The sequence below is a fragment of the Bacillus sp. JUb11 genome (assembly GCF_024807925.1).
Taxonomy (GTDB): Bacteria; Bacillota; Bacilli; order Bacillales; family Bacillaceae; genus Bacillus; species Bacillus altitudinis.
Genome location: NZ_JANUEZ010000011.1, coordinates 85,798 through 99,880 on the forward strand (window position 1 = coordinate 85,798; position 14,083 = coordinate 99,880).

Consider the following 14,083-nt stretch of genomic DNA (forward strand, 5'->3'; position numbering starts at 1 on the left):
AAACCTTCTTTGCTTTCTCTGGAGCGTTGAAATTACGTCCTTGATGTTCATTTTAAAAAAACATCACTATTTCTATTGGAATTCCTTCAAGTCGATAACTGCCCCATTCAAACCATCTAAATCTAATGTATAAACGAGTCCGCTAATATGTTTTGGCAACTGTTCATCTTTAAAACTTTCTGGTACGATTTTTGGGAAGCTTTCATCGACTTCATATTTCTTTACTTCGAGCAGGCGATATGATTTTCTTCGAACCTCACTGCCAAGTGGATATTTTAGCTTTTCAAGTGCACGTTCTATTTCCGATTTTTCTACTCCCAATTCTACTAATTTTGTTACCATATCCTGAATTGAAATGCCGTGTACATCTGGCTCAAAACGATAAAATAACAAATATTTTGCTTTTAGCTGGTATTGACTATTAATTGTAATTTTTGAACCATATCGTGCTACAGTCGATTTCACCTCATAACTACCATCATTACAATTAAAATCAATAGAACCACCAAATGGTCCAACCCAAGAAACGTCCCTTTCTTCTTTAAGCAAATGATAATAACTTAGCATTTCTGCTATTACACTATAGGTTGCCTTTTCAATATTGGCATTGCCCATCAGTTCTTTCATCGAATGCCACCATGAGATTGGATTCTGTTTGATTTCTTGATAGGATTCTGCATAGAGTATCTTCTCTAAAAAGCCGGAACAAATAATTGCAAAATCATCGTATAACTTCGGATGATCAGATAGCAACATTAATAAATGCCGTTCTTCACCGCCAACTACAATTTCCTTCGTATAATAAGATATGCTGGCAAACCGCTCATTTACATATTTATCTGTCGGGATTTCAATTGCAACACCTTGCATCCCATCAATTTTTATAATCCAATAATAAAGCTCTTTGAACGCAATGGAACGTTTTGCAGATATTCGAAAATAAGCGAACCTATCTCTAATTTTTTGTAATGTTTCCATATACCGGACTCTTTTCTCCAATTGTGCAAAAATCATTAAAAAAATAATTATACAAATCTGTTACGTATGTTTCTATGCCACCTTCTACTAAATTAGGTTCAATCATATTTAACCTTGCGGTGTTTAATTTCAACACACGACGAAATAATTGTGGAACTTTGCTACTAGCATGTATTTTATACTGACGCATAATTTCGCGTGTCAGTTCCAAACGATAACCGCCGATGCCTGAACGGTCGAGTAGCTGTAGGATTTCATCCGACGAATTATCTTTTAATGTATCGAGCGTTTCTTCCTCTGTTCCTTGCCAAGAAAGATGAATATACCACCAAATACCTTTCAGCCAAATACGACGTGTTCCTTTAAAAAAACGTTGATCATTCATCCCATAACGTTCGTATACTAAGTCCGGAAATACTTCTAACGATAAATAACGCCATATCTCATCTTGAGCCGCTAATCTCTCATTAAAGCGGTAATATTTTTTTAGTACATGGTACAATAACAATCCCATATGCAAATCAAATGCATAAGAATTAATTTTCTTCATTCCATCCATTAAAAATGTTTTTTTTTCATTCATCATGATTTCACGCAGATGATCAAAAGGCGCTTTGACTTGTCGTGGTGCACAGTTTTCCGGTTCGGACATAATTTGCTGAAACTTAAATTTTGCTTGTGCTTTTGTATATACCACACTTTCCCACACTACATTTCACCTGTCTTTACTCTTGTCTCTAAATCTTTGCGAAGAGACATCGCAAGTTTTTCTGGCGTATCGAAATCCCAATTCAGAGTTGTTTTAAAATAATGCATGACTTGCCCAATAGAACCTTCTTCGCAGTTTCTCCCGTCTTGAATATCGTGCCAATCTGGACATTCCATCAAGTTTTGCAATATAAGCTGAAGGGCGCTTGCTAAAAACTCCACATATAATGTTTGATCGAGCTTCGTTTTCGGGTTTTGAATCGACGGGAATGCGACATGTGCTTTATTTAAATAAATCGCGATATATTCTTTGTCAAACGGTTCAACTAAAGGCTCGGTATAATTGAAGTCGACATACCATAAAGGTTTATCCGGTTCATTTACAAGCACAATCGGGAATGTCGAACCAGATCCATCTAAAATAATAGCCCATTCTACTAACTTCCCTAAGATCGTACCTGGTAGTTGTGATTGTCCATGCATTCCATTGCGGCTCGCTTTTTTTAAATAAATGACAATTGAAATATATACTTCGCCAAATAATTTATCGTTTGGGAAATAATAATCAATAGGTATAATCAAACCATTCGGCGTTGTACTTGTAATGGTTCCAACCGGGATAACACCGCGCTGAGAAGATTGCTTTGACAGCCATTGCATCGCAATCCCTAACTCGGCATCACTATTTATCAATTGTGTTGGTCCAAACAAACTGGATGGACATCCTAGTTTTAAATTGCCTGAGAGCCCAAAACCATTTTCTACATAGTCCCAGCTATCATCTTCATTACTCAACAATGTTTTATATTCATAGTCTTCAGTTTGATTGAGGACATATTCTCTACCATCTTCACCCCTGTAAAAGAACTGGAAATCTATCGAGACATCTAACAATTCTTCCATAGCCTCATCATAAAGTCGATGCATGCTAATCTTATTAGCCATTGTCTACACTTCCTTCTGGCTTCATCAACATTTCGACTTGCACATGAGGGTCAGTACAAGTGAATACTAATATACCTGAACATTCAACTGGCACTTCGCTTTTCTCAATACGTATAGCATGCAACACTTTGCTGTCACTTTTTTGAGCAGAGGATCTCCCAAATAGACCCATAGTATTTGGGAAAGAATAGTACGTAATTTGTGCAGGGAATGGTGTCCCTACACTATCTACTGATTCCCAATCCATTGCTGAGATTTTCCCACCTTCGGAAGCAATATATAACTCTATTGTAAAAGCAGCAACATTTTTTGCTAGTTTCAATTGAAAATGAACTTCTAAAGTACCAGTTTCTAAATATTTTTGTGATACAATCGTAAAACTATTGCCACGATTACCTCTAATAGTGGGGGACTTCGGACCGCCCGCTCGATTACGACTGGAAGCACGACGTCCAAATCCGGTCGGCGGTAATAGCATCTTTCCAACATTGCGTGCTAGTTTATTAAGAGATTGCTTTTCTTTCACTTCTTTTTTATTTTCAAATGACGCTTTGATTTTACGGCGAGCTTGTGCTCGAATTTTCTCAACAATATCAAACGGTTTACTTTTTATAATAAGGTCTGTCCAAGTGGTGTGATCTGCCATCTCACTTTTTCGTAAATAGCCCTCTAAATCTACGACATCATTTTCTGGATTCAGTAATTTCGTATTGGAATTTGGCACAAAAATAGCAACTAAATATTCGTTCTCTTCTGTTGCACCCAGTCCTTTACACCATTCGCCATCTGTTTCATAATTCACAATCATTCCCGGTCTTCTTGCATAAGCCATTATTGGAGCATTTTGCTCAACATCCGGATTCTTCTTATTCACACATGTAAATGGACTCGGACCATTTAAAGGTGCTAGCATATCTAGCTCCTTCATCGTGAACTTCCTATACGCTACTCGCCCCGCGTTATTTACTTTATTGTGTTCAAAGTAATTACGAATTTGAATGTCATTGATAAAATAACGATTTGAATTACCACCGAGTACAGCTGCGTTGTACATTAATTGTAACTCAAAGAATACTGGTAAAAAATCGTCCTTTTCTAGCCTCTCTCCATTGACATGCCCGTCTAAATATTTTCCATAATAATATTTTTTATTAGCTAAGCGCGGTGCATACCAACGTTGCATTCCCACTCGTATATAATCGACTACATTTGATTCCCATGGCTTGTTTTCATCTGGATTGATTTCGTGCTTAATTAGTAACTGCTGTTCATCAATAAATGGAATTATGATTTTTGTACCAAGACGGTCGCCCTCAAACGGCTCAATAGATAAGGATTGTAAAATATCTCGAATCAATACTTGATCTGTAATTGGAATAGTATCATATTGATCAGATGATATCCGTTGTCCCCACCAGGCAATTCCGCTCGGGACTTTTCCGGCGGATCTTGGAATAATCGGATCCGGCATTTTCTCGTTTTCTACTAATGTCACAGCTAAACGATGCTCGTAACAACCATTGTCATTTAAAATATGTGTATAGTAAACAACTAAGCCAATGCCTATACGGAAATAAACAGTTTTCCCTAATCCCCAAGACCCGCCAGCACCTGGTGTTTCTTGTGCCATGCTAATCCCATAGATTAGTTTAAAAATATTGCCATTTGGTGAACGTTTAAAGTCTAATGAACCCGTTAATCCGGTTGTATTGGCATCTTCAATATAAATCGCCTTTTGTGGGGAGGCTCCATACTTTTCGATTAATCGATCTGTAATTCCATCCAAATGTTTAGCAAAGTTCGGGACATTGACATCCTTGATGCCAATGTCCACATACACAGAGTCATGCCCTTCTACACGAATACCCGCATCTAAACTATTTTGCACAGCTTCACGGACAAGTAAATCTAAAATCGGTAAATCGTTATTCTGAATAAGTTTTAATAATGAACTGCCGGTTTGGGACATTTTCCCAATCTCTGCAATCTCAATTTGCATTACTCATTTCCTTCTTCCGTTTCAGTCTCACCCATTGGATTCTCAATTCGAATTGACAATTTTGTAGCTAAATTTTTGCCCGAACGATACCCCGGAACAAACAAACTAACACCAATTAAATCTTCTGAAGCATTTAAGTCATAACGTCTATCAGCTTCTTTTGTATTTGGGCTTTGTCTTTTTTCAAATTTTGAATCTTTATCAATACGATATATAAGTAGCTGAGGTGTTAAACCAATACCGGCAACTTTACGTATTTCATTTACAACACTTTTCTTTTGCTGTTTTTGATCAATTTCTTCTAATTGATCTTCAATATGTGCGCGCTTTGCTTTCCCAGCTTGTGTTAACTTAAATTCCTCTGGAATAGAGTCATACATTTCTTTCGTCATATCTGCATATAAATCAGATGGAGTACGTAACACACCAATATTAATTTTTTCGCCAGTAGCCGATCCACGACGACTACGTGTAGCTAGCCCTACACCACGACCACAGACTATCCATTGTTTATGTGTGAGATCATCTAACTTACCACTGCTAGATAAAACGACATTCCAGTTAGTAAAACCGGCTTCCGTTTGTTTCTTTTGATACCATTTAAAAAAGGTTTCAATATTAGAGAATTCACTATTCTGACTAAATGTGAATTTACGGAAAAAGTCATCCATAATTTGTTGGAACGGCACATCTACCCAATAGAGACCCCGATTATTCCGTGTTTCATTTGGCGAACCTAAATAATTTAGAAATTGTTCGGTTACATTGATATTTTGTCTCTGAATAACTGCATCATCATCAAATACAATGGTCTGACTCGATGTCCCAGAGAAGTCCAAATCGATTTCCTCTGCACTTTGCATACGTTTTTTTGCTGTAATTCGCAACCATGATACTTTCGGTGAGTTTTTAATTTTTGGTCCGTATTCATTGGCATCCATACCTTCTAAAATATATGTTTCAATATCCTCACGTAATTCTTCCTCAAGGGTAGCCATAAATCTAAATTTCGCTTCTGTATCCTTTGTTAGCCAAATACGCGGTAACATTTCATAACCTTTACGATAACCAAAGAAACGCCCCATTTGAAGTAACGTATCTGCCTGAGAGGTCGTACGAAGGAAATATGTGCTTACTAACCCCTCAATAGTTAAACCGCGCGATAATGTACTACCACCAATAACAATAAATGCTGGTGCTGGAGCAGGGTAATTTGGTGATTTTGGATCTGGATATACTAAACGTACATGCTCTAAATCTTCCGTTATACCATTATTTGCACAGTTATCGATGCATAAATGTAATCCGTCATGATATTCCAATCGTTTTGTATCTTCTAACACATTGATGTGAGAAGGATATTGACGGATTAAACGTTTTAGCTCTTCTTCAATTTTTTCAAATGGCGGATAATCTTTTACATCCTCTTTATTTGGATAAACTTCAAACTCCATTTCAAAGTCTTCTTTTGTAAGTTTTTTTTGCTCTTGTTCATATAATAATTTACAATTTTCAATAATTTGCGCTTTCGATGTACTTCTGAAATACGAGTTGATTAAATCAGCAAAAATTTGATGATGTATTTGCTTTTGACTCGTATGGACAAGCATACTTATCGGCTTTTTATATTTACGATAACGCATAATGGAAGTAGCTAATAAAAACCAATGGAGTGCATCTTCAAATGATTGTGGTAAATATGATTCCTCTCCTTTATGAATACCACCTACTACTAAATCACGGTCGTTAATGGTAATTTCACGAACAATTGGCAACCCGCGATAATATTCATTATTGTCTAAACCAAAAATTTGTTTGGCACCAAAATATTCTTTCGCCGGATTTAGAACAGCAACAAAATCACGTGGGTATAAGGACTCTTGTGAAGCTTCATTTAAAAAATTAGCATAAGGTGTAGCTGTATAACTGACGTAATTCATACTCAATGGTTTCGAACCATCATTTGCTTGAATATTCACGAGTTCTACAATTGCTTTATTCAATGCTGTTCGTTCCGCCAAGGAATCATTTACATCATTTGTATTTATTCCACCTTGGTCGGATTCATCATCAATAATCAAAATACGCATTTGAGAAAGCTTTTTTCCATCTTCTTTTAACCATTGAATTAAATCATTTAATCGTGTCTTATTTTTCAAGCATACATTTAAGTAACGGTCACGTGACCTTTCATTCAATAAAAGACTGCTGACTTTATGGGAAGAACCCGGCTTTAATGAAAGCTGACTTAAACGTTCCCAAGAAAGATTTCCTGGATTTTTCAAGTCATCCATGAGACGTTCTTCTGTTTGTTTACGCAAATTTTCAATTGTTCCGGATAAAACGATGAATAAATTAAACTCCCAATCAGCTGCCATTGCCATTAATGCAGCCATACTTGCTGTTTTACCTGACTGCACATGACCAATGGTTAAACCTTTTATCGGATTCTCTGTCTCTACCCGGAGCTTTCTTAAAATACTGATTGTTGTATTTTCAACATCTTTTATCGATTCATCAGTCCAACGTTGTTGGATTAACTTGTTCTTATATAATATCCAGCTACTTGCAGCGCTAGTAGGAATCGTCAAATCATTATCTATCCGACGACTTAAAATACGATTATTGGCAATTTTCTCTTCAATCAACTGTTCTCGCTCTTCTGCCTCACGCAAAAAATCTACGATCGCCATCCACATTTGTGCATTCAAATCTTCGGGAATCTGATCGGCTTCTTGTAATAATTCAAGTTTATATTTTAGCCCCTCTACATCATGCTTGCCGTAATATTTAATAAAATTCCAGTCCCGTCCTTTTTTACGCAACCTTTCGACTGCCATTCGATGCTCATCATACTTTGGGGAAGAAAAATCGTTCATAACATTTATCAGGTTCATATCTATTATTATTAACCTCTCTTTCTATTTTTTAAAATCTATTATTTGTTCGGGCATATTTTCAATGATGGCTTCATTGAGTGCCACCAATTCTCCCAGTTTTAAAGGATTTAAAGAGCATCGTTACAGTTATGCCCATTAGGATTTCCCACCTCTATTTCTAATGGGCACTATTTCCCGGTGCAAATATTACGCCCTAGCCATATAATAATAATTTTACTACAATTCTTTAAGAAATTGGTATTCTAGGAGAAAAATCATTTTAATTATTAACCATGTCATGCCTTCAACTTTTTCAGATGATTGTATATTGGAGGAAATTATGAAGTAGATAACCGGATCTGCACTATTTCTCTGTAGTTGAGCGAAATCATTTGCGTTCAGTCTAAATCTTTTCTGCTGGAGTCTCTAAAAAGGAAGAAATGATTAATATCTATCATGATAAAAATGGAACCCCTTTGATAAGGAATTCCAACTAGGTCTTTTATAATTTTAATAGCACTTGCTTCCTTCTTTTTTCAATCGCCATTGTTAGCTCTTCTACCGACAGGGTACTTTCCCTTTTACGATGAATCATACTGTGGCAGTTTGAACATAGAGGAACCAAATCAGTTTCAGGATTAATACTTGTTCCCTCCCGAAGTTCCGAAAGTTGGATTACATGATGGATTTCGATAAAATGGAAAGCCAAATCTCTTCCGTAAAACAAATTAAAGTCAAAACCACATGCTTTGCAAACCGTCCCATGTATTTCGATTGCCTTTGCTCGGTTTTTTAAACTCCTTTCATAACTTACATGTGTTTTGACTCTTTTTGCGCCTTCCTGGTCAGGTATAAAATCATCTTCAATCAAACTTGTCTTGTTCATTTCAGTTGCGTAAGCCCTAGCGCCTACTGCCATACTTTTGGTTGTTGATAAAATAAAAATTGAGGGCTTATCAGCATAAACTTTATAGTCAACTAAAAATACCCTACCATAATAGATAAATGGGGTATGATGTATTTCTCTGTAAAATAAATAAATAGAATCATTCTGGGATCCAGCATTAATAAGCCTTTCATCATTCGTATGGCTTGTTTCTCCTTCCAAATGCAACAAGCCTTCTTCAATAAAGTAATCCTGATACTGAGTATCGGATTTTTGCTTTATTTTAGTTACAAATAAAATAATTATTTTCTGATTTGCTGGTGTAACAATGCCACGGCTTATCGCTTGGCGTTTTTTGTAACCCCATAATGAAGCTAGCGCATCACGATTATATTTTTCGCCTTTTACTAAACTTTCCATATCTATTGACATAGTTCTCCCTCCAAGACATTTCGAAGCTATCTGTTTTTTACAAATTGTTCTGACCATTATTCACAATATTCTTTTTCAATTGGTCAATATGTAAAGGAAAATGTTCCTAATCCTTGTGCAAACTTCTCTATTTTCTTTTGGAGATTTTAATCGCTTATTGTCCTTGCCACCAATAGCCTAAGTGAATGTTATGAAGACATCATTGGTATTTCCAAATCTTTTAAATACCTTAAAATTTTATACAACCATTTAATGGTTGCTTTTCCTATTGATGTACAAGCGGCTTAATTTTGGACTGCTTCATATGGTTGATCACTAAATAACGCTCCAATTGTTTGGATTTTAACATAAATTCATTTAATGATGTTAATAGCTCTGTCTGTCTTCTCCGGAGCCTGTCCAAACCAGGTAAAATTTCATCAGTAAAATATGTAGCTATAAGACTAGGTAAATCTATATTATTTGATTGAATATAAGTAAATTTAAAATTTGATAAAAAACCTTTTATTTCAACAATACTGAGTTCTGTCGTATTTTTTTCCCATTCATTTGAAAAATGTTCTCACTTCTACTTCTGGAATACTTAGTTGTAATAGTATAAATATCCCCAGATTGATTACCGAATTCCACAGTAATTTGGGACTTACTACCGCCTCCGTAAGAACCCTCCGCAATGTGGTATGGAATATCAATTTCATGATTGAACTTATCTTTATCTAAATAAAAGAATAAATCAAGCGCTCTTAAAAAATTTGTTTTTACAATGTTATTAGGACCGCAAACTATTAAAAGTTCCCCGTTTTTACAATCCACTGTAAGGTTGAAAATAGATCTAAAATTAGATATTTTTATTTTAAACTCGGACAACAATAAACACCTACTTTTTAATATTTCTGGTTATAATACCCAAATATATCCTGATCCATTATATCAAATTTAATTTTTTAAAAGATTTACCTATTGACGTGTAGAAATACACAAAAGAAAGTAAACTTGTAAAAACACACTTTGCTTTTGCTAAGGGTCTATTGAATATTGCCCGTGAGGCTATATCTGAGTTCAAAAAAACATTTGACAGACATATGAAATATGATCGATGAAAAAGTAATAGAATAGAAAACTACATACTCCTCCCACAACTACTTTTATTACTCGGATTTTTGAGCTATATCACATATTTTGTTGAAAAATGCGTAAACAAATAGTATTACCGCTGATTTTGCTTTATTAAACATCCTTTGGAAATCCACGTGTTATAATTTTTCAGGACATTGAGAAATCAACGGTTCCTAATCCCTTGATTGTCAAGACTTTTATCGTTTAATTTATTCCCTTATAAAAGCCTTGATTTTATCACGTTCTCTTCGTTTTTATAAAACGATACAAATTCCTTCCCTTACACCTAGTTTAAATGTAATTAGAACTAATATCAGTTTCAGAGAGGACTAATCATTATTGACGCTCAGTGATTGATTAGCCCCCTGACCTAGTTAAGAGAATATAAAGATGATATGATTCCAGTTCTTTTTAATACTCTATCTCTATCCATCGCTCTTAGTATTTCTAGTATTTCTACTTTTTCTAATGTCAATTTATATACCTGCCTTATTAACTTTGCTTCTTTGACTGGTTCCCCAAACTCTATCCTGGTTATTCTTCCATAGTTCACTCCCGTTACTCGAGAGCAATAAATGCTCTTGATAACCCTAACTTTTCTCGCCACTTTAAAAGCTGCTCACCTTCTTCAATCCACTTTTGCCTTGTTCTTTGAACTTGCTCCATTCTTTCTGTCGATTCCGCATCAGAAAATGCTAGTGAAATATTCTTCATTTAATTAGTCCTCCTTCAAATTTTACATACAAAAAACGCCCAGTACGCCAATATATTATCGATAGTCCAACAATGCAGTTGATCTACCTATACTTGACGCCTGAGCGTTTTATCAGAGATCTTGAAGTAAGAATTAATAGAAAACATGAATGGATTAAAGAGAATATACTTTATCCAAAAAAGTTTGGAACATTACTTGATGTGGAATATGGCGGGTTTGTCTATTATCCAAGAACAAAGGGGCAAACATGGTGTTTTCAAGCTACAAAAATGGCTGAGTTTTTGGAGAGGAATTTTCAACAAATATTCAGCAGCTAAAAATTATTCATACAGTGTAATTACAAAATTTAAATAAGACTTGTTAAGATAGGGGTAACCTATTTCGGCTGTCTACCCCTATTTTAAAAGTGAGGGGATAATATGGCTAGCATTCAAAAGAGAGGTAAAACATATCAGTTTACCGTCAGTCGTACTGTAAATGGAAAATCAAAATCTATTCGTAAAGGAGGATTTCGCACAAAGAAAGAAGCTCAAATAGCAGCTGCAGAAATAGAATCAAAACTAAGCTAAGGTTTGCTTCCGCACCTAACTCCAGTTCCAATAGATGAGTATTTTGACAAATGGGTGAATCTTTATAAGACAAATATAAGTGTTACTACTCGTATGCATTATGAATACACATCTAGGGCAATAAGAACATTTTTCGGCAGTAAACCATTGCAGGAAATCACTAGATATGATTATCAGATGTTTATCAATGAATTCGGTTCTAATAAAGCTAAGGAAACCGTTGAAAAGGTCAATACCCATATCCGTGCTTGTGTGAAGGATGCAGTGGATGAACAAATCATACATCGTGACTTTACAAGAAATGCTAAAATAACCTTTACAACGCTTGCTAAAAAACCTGATGAAAAGTACTTACACTAGAAAGAAAGTGAATTGTTGTTAAAAGAGATCTGGAAGCGTCTTGAAAAAGGATTGGGTTATTCCTTACTTTTACTAGGTTTAACATCAGGAATGCGCTTTGGAGAGCTTGTAGGGTTAACGAGAAACGATTTTGATTTTGTTAATAATACAATCAAAATCAATAAAACTTGGGGCTATTTGAAAAGACATCCTGAAGGGTTTGGTCCAACAAAAAATGAGCAATCAAATCGAACAATTAAAATGGATGGCAAGACCATGGGACATTTTAAAGAGCTATTTAAAAGTATTCCTACTAATATTCATCAGTTAGTCTTTTATAGCCCATCTTCCAAATACAAAGTAATCAGCAATACTAATGCAAATAAGCTGTTAAGAAATATATTAACTGATCTTCGGATAGATCCAATTACCATGCACGGATTACGGCATACTCATGCCAGCTTATTGTTGTATAAAAAAGTTTCAATTTATTATGTAAGTGAAAGACTTGGACATGGTGACATTGATACAAAGTTAAGGGCATACACTCACGTCATTAAAGAGTTACGAGAAAAAGACGAGCTTGGAACAATTAATACTTTCGAGAATATGATTGTGTAAAAAATGTGTAAAATGATTTGAAATTCTATCGGTTTCTATCGTATAGTTCAAAAAAATAAAAAGCTCAAAAATCCTTTAAGATAAAGGATTCATGAGCTTTTTTGAATAATTAATCTTAGCATAAATTAATCTAAAAATACCGGTGGCCGGGGTCGAACCGGCACTCCGTGAGGAACACGATTTTGAGTCGTGCGCGTCTGCCAATTCCGCCACACCGGCATGATCATTAAAGAGCGCAACTTATAATAATAAAAAATGGTGCCGAGGGCCGGACTTGAACCGGCACGGTAGTCACCTACCGCAGGATTTTAAGTCCTGTGTGTCTGCCAATTCCACCACCCCGGCAGTCTTTTCAAAAAAGGCGACACCCGGATTTGAACCGGGGATAAAGGTTTTGCAGACCTCTGCCTTACCACTTGGCTATGCCGCCATAATTGGAGCGGAAGACGGGATTCGAACCCGCGACCCCCACCTTGGCAAGGTGGTGTTCTACCACTGAACTACTTCCGCATATCAACTGGGCTAGCTGGATTCGAACCAACGCATGACGGAGTCAAAGTCCGTTGCCTTACCGCTTGGCTATAGCCCAATAATAAAATGGGGCGATTGATGGGAATCGAACCCACGAGTGCCAGAGCCACAATCTGGTGCGTTAACCACTTCGCCACAACCGCCATAGATGTAATGAATCATATAATTGGCAGGGGCAGTAGGAATCGAACCCACACCGGAGGTTTTGGAGACCTCTGTTCTACCGTTAAACTATGCCCCTATGAAAATAAAAATGGTGGAGGGGGGCGGATTCGAACCGCCGAACCCGGAGGGAGCGGATTTACAGTCCGCCGCGTTTAGCCACTTCGCTACCCCTCCACATTTGAAAAACAGTGCCGGCAAGAGGACTTGAACCCCCAACCTACTGATTACAAGTCAGTTGCTCTACCAATTGAGCTACACCGGCAAATAGTGGTGGCTCGGGACGGAATCGAACCGCCGACACACGGATTTTCAGTCCGTTGCTCTACCAACTGAGCTACCGAGCCAAGTATTCTTTTTAAAAAATGGCGGTCCGGACGGGACTCGAACCCGCGACCTCCTGCGTGACAGGCAGGCATTCTAACCAACTGAACTACCGGACCAATAAAGAGAAATTTGGTTGCGGGGGCAGGATTTGAACCTGCGACCTTCGGGTTATGAGCCCGACGAGCTACCGAACTGCTCCACCCCGCGACGATATAAAAGATATGGTGGAGGATGACGGGCTCGAACCGCCGACCCTCTGCTTGTAAGGCAGATGCTCTCCCAGCTGAGCTAATCCTCCGAATAAAATGCTGGTATGTATTTCTATAAAAATGGTGACCCGTACGGGATTCGAACCCGTGTTACCGCCGTGAAAGGGCGGTGTCTTAACCGCTTGACCAACGGGCCCTTTATTATGTAAATTGTGGCGGAGAGCAAGGGATTCGAACCCTTGAGACGGGGTTACCGCCTACACGATTTCCAATCGTGCTCCTTCGGCCACTCGGACAGCTCTCCAAATTGGCTCCGCAGGTAGGATTCGAACCTACGACCGATCGGTTAACAGCCGATAGCTCTACCACTGAGCTACTGCGGAATGAAGAAAGCCTGGCGATGTCCTACTCTCACAGGGGGAAACCCCCAACTACCATCGGCGCTGAAGAGCTTAACTTCCGTGTTCGGTATGGGAACGGGTGTGACCTCTTCGCCATCATCACCAGACAATTTAGTGACAAAAGATATTATACTATGTATTGAAAATAAATCAAGAGATATTTTAAAAATATTCTCTCAAAACTAGATAACAATGTTCATTTTTCACATTAGAATATAGGTTAAGTCCTCGATCTATTAGTATCTGTCAGCTCCACGTGTCACCAC

9 protein-coding genes, 16 tRNA genes, 1 rRNA gene and 1 pseudogene are annotated in these 14,083 nt (G+C 37.1%); 2 read left to right on the top strand and 25 right to left on the bottom strand.

Annotated elements, in window-relative coordinates:
• Window positions 1–72: 72 nt before the first annotated feature.
• The 8 genes from M2369_RS17745 to M2369_RS17780 form a co-directional block, all read right to left on the bottom strand.
• Window positions 73–978 (bottom strand): PD-(D/E)XK motif protein, encoded by a 906-nt coding sequence (locus M2369_RS17745; protein ID WP_041507564.1) that lies wholly within the window; start codon window positions 976–978, stop codon window positions 73–75.
• The gene (locus tag M2369_RS17750) at window positions 956–1,687 is read right to left on the bottom strand and encodes a DUF6339 family protein (RefSeq protein ID WP_052472193.1); all 732 of its coding nucleotides are present in this window, start codon (window positions 1,685–1,687) and stop codon (window positions 956–958) included. Before M2369_RS17750 ends, M2369_RS17745 begins: the two co-directional genes overlap by 23 nt.
• Window positions 1,687–2,631, bottom strand: a complete 945-nt coding sequence (locus M2369_RS17755; protein ID WP_259255459.1) for a hypothetical protein — start codon at window positions 2,629–2,631, stop codon at window positions 1,687–1,689. The genes M2369_RS17750 and M2369_RS17755 overlap by 1 nt, the downstream gene beginning before the upstream one ends.
• Complete coding sequence (locus M2369_RS17760) at window positions 2,624–4,630, bottom strand: hypothetical protein (RefSeq protein ID WP_052472194.1); 2,007 nt, start codon at window positions 4,628–4,630, stop codon at window positions 2,624–2,626. The genes M2369_RS17755 and M2369_RS17760 overlap by 8 nt, the downstream gene beginning before the upstream one ends.
• Window positions 4,630–7,455 (bottom strand): Z1 domain-containing protein, encoded by a 2,826-nt coding sequence (locus M2369_RS17765; RefSeq protein ID WP_160282807.1) that lies wholly within the window; start codon window positions 7,453–7,455, stop codon window positions 4,630–4,632. The genes M2369_RS17760 and M2369_RS17765 overlap by 1 nt, the downstream gene beginning before the upstream one ends.
• A 556-nt stretch (window positions 7,456–8,011) precedes the next feature.
• The gene (locus M2369_RS17770; protein WP_052472196.1) at window positions 8,012–8,827 is read right to left on the bottom strand and encodes an HNH endonuclease; all 816 of its coding nucleotides are present in this window, start codon (window positions 8,825–8,827) and stop codon (window positions 8,012–8,014) included.
• Between the two features lie 504 nt (window positions 8,828–9,331).
• Window positions 9,332–9,694 (bottom strand): AAA family ATPase, encoded by a 363-nt coding sequence (locus M2369_RS17775; protein WP_041507566.1) that lies wholly within the window; start codon window positions 9,692–9,694, stop codon window positions 9,332–9,334.
• Between the two features lie 807 nt (window positions 9,695–10,501).
• The gene (locus tag M2369_RS17780) at window positions 10,502–10,657 is read right to left on the bottom strand and encodes a hypothetical protein (protein ID WP_160282809.1); all 156 of its coding nucleotides are present in this window, start codon (window positions 10,655–10,657) and stop codon (window positions 10,502–10,504) included.
• A gap of 72 nt (window positions 10,658–10,729) precedes the next feature.
• Here M2369_RS17780 and M2369_RS17785 point away from each other — a divergent pair, with 72 nt between their 5' ends.
• Window positions 10,730–10,975 carry a DUF771 domain-containing protein gene (locus tag M2369_RS17785; RefSeq protein ID WP_084231759.1) on the top strand — a complete coding sequence of 82 codons (246 nt, stop codon included), beginning with the start codon at window positions 10,730–10,732 and terminating at the stop codon, window positions 10,973–10,975.
• A 102-nt stretch (window positions 10,976–11,077) separates the two neighbouring features.
• Window positions 11,078–12,187, top strand: a pseudogene (locus M2369_RS19495) (tyrosine-type recombinase/integrase).
• 137 nt (window positions 12,188–12,324) lie between these two features.
• On the opposite strand, the gene M2369_RS17795 reads toward M2369_RS19495, so the two are convergent.
• The 17 genes from M2369_RS17795 to rrf all read right to left on the bottom strand — a co-directional run bounded on the left by M2369_RS17795 (window position 12,325) and on the right by rrf (window position 13,924).
• Window positions 12,325–12,406 (bottom strand) — tRNA-Leu (locus M2369_RS17795).
• 37 nt (window positions 12,407–12,443) lie between these two features.
• Window positions 12,444–12,532 (bottom strand) — tRNA-Leu (locus M2369_RS17800).
• 14 nt (window positions 12,533–12,546) lie between these two features.
• Window positions 12,547–12,617: transfer RNA gene (locus M2369_RS17805), tRNA-Cys, on the bottom strand.
• A 5-nt stretch (window positions 12,618–12,622) separates the two neighbouring features.
• A tRNA-Gly gene (locus tag M2369_RS17810) sits at window positions 12,623–12,697 on the bottom strand.
• 7 nt (window positions 12,698–12,704) lie between these two features.
• Window positions 12,705–12,776, bottom strand: a tRNA-Gln gene (locus M2369_RS17815).
• Between the two features lie 9 nt (window positions 12,777–12,785).
• Window positions 12,786–12,861, bottom strand: a tRNA-His gene (locus M2369_RS17820).
• Between the two features lie 24 nt (window positions 12,862–12,885).
• Window positions 12,886–12,959: transfer RNA gene (locus M2369_RS17825), tRNA-Trp, on the bottom strand.
• 13 nt (window positions 12,960–12,972) lie between these two features.
• Window positions 12,973–13,057 (bottom strand) — tRNA-Tyr (locus tag M2369_RS17830).
• 15 nt (window positions 13,058–13,072) lie between these two features.
• Window positions 13,073–13,145 (bottom strand) — tRNA-Thr (locus M2369_RS17835).
• A gap of 6 nt (window positions 13,146–13,151) precedes the next feature.
• Window positions 13,152–13,227 (bottom strand) — tRNA-Phe (locus tag M2369_RS17840).
• Window positions 13,228–13,246: 19 nt separating this feature from the next.
• Window positions 13,247–13,323: transfer RNA gene (locus tag M2369_RS17845), tRNA-Asp, on the bottom strand.
• 14 nt (window positions 13,324–13,337) lie between these two features.
• A tRNA-Met gene (locus M2369_RS17850) sits at window positions 13,338–13,414 on the bottom strand.
• A 15-nt stretch (window positions 13,415–13,429) separates the two neighbouring features.
• A tRNA-Val gene (locus M2369_RS17855) sits at window positions 13,430–13,505 on the bottom strand.
• A gap of 32 nt (window positions 13,506–13,537) precedes the next feature.
• Window positions 13,538–13,612 (bottom strand) — tRNA-Glu (locus tag M2369_RS17860).
• Window positions 13,613–13,629: 17 nt separating this feature from the next.
• Window positions 13,630–13,720, bottom strand: a tRNA-Ser gene (locus M2369_RS17865).
• Between the two features lie 4 nt (window positions 13,721–13,724).
• Window positions 13,725–13,799, bottom strand: a tRNA-Asn gene (locus tag M2369_RS17870).
• A gap of 9 nt (window positions 13,800–13,808) precedes the next feature.
• Window positions 13,809–13,924: ribosomal RNA gene (gene rrf, locus M2369_RS17875) — 5S ribosomal RNA — on the bottom strand.
• Between the last annotated feature and the right edge of the window lie 159 nt (window positions 13,925–14,083).

What these genes read in the sequence shown, in the direction of transcription:
- M2369_RS17745 (WP_041507564.1), bottom strand. Translation starts at nt 978, where the DNA reads ATGGAAACATTACAAAAAATTAGAGATAGGTTCGCTTATTTTCGAATA.
- M2369_RS17755 (WP_259255459.1), bottom strand. Translation starts at nt 2,631, where the DNA reads ATGGCTAATAAGATTAGCATGCATCGACTTTATGATGAGGCTATGGAA.
- M2369_RS17760 (WP_052472194.1), bottom strand. Translation starts at nt 4,630, where the DNA reads ATGCAAATTGAGATTGCAGAGATTGGGAAAATGTCCCAAACCGGCAGT.
- M2369_RS17770 (WP_052472196.1), bottom strand. Translation starts at nt 8,827, where the DNA reads ATGTCAATAGATATGGAAAGTTTAGTAAAAGGCGAAAAATATAATCGT.
- M2369_RS17780 (WP_160282809.1), bottom strand. Translation starts at nt 10,657, where the DNA reads ATGAAGAATATTTCACTAGCATTTTCTGATGCGGAATCGACAGAAAGA.
- M2369_RS17785 (WP_084231759.1), top strand. Translation starts at nt 10,730, where the DNA reads ATGCAGTTGATCTACCTATACTTGACGCCTGAGCGTTTTATCAGAGAT.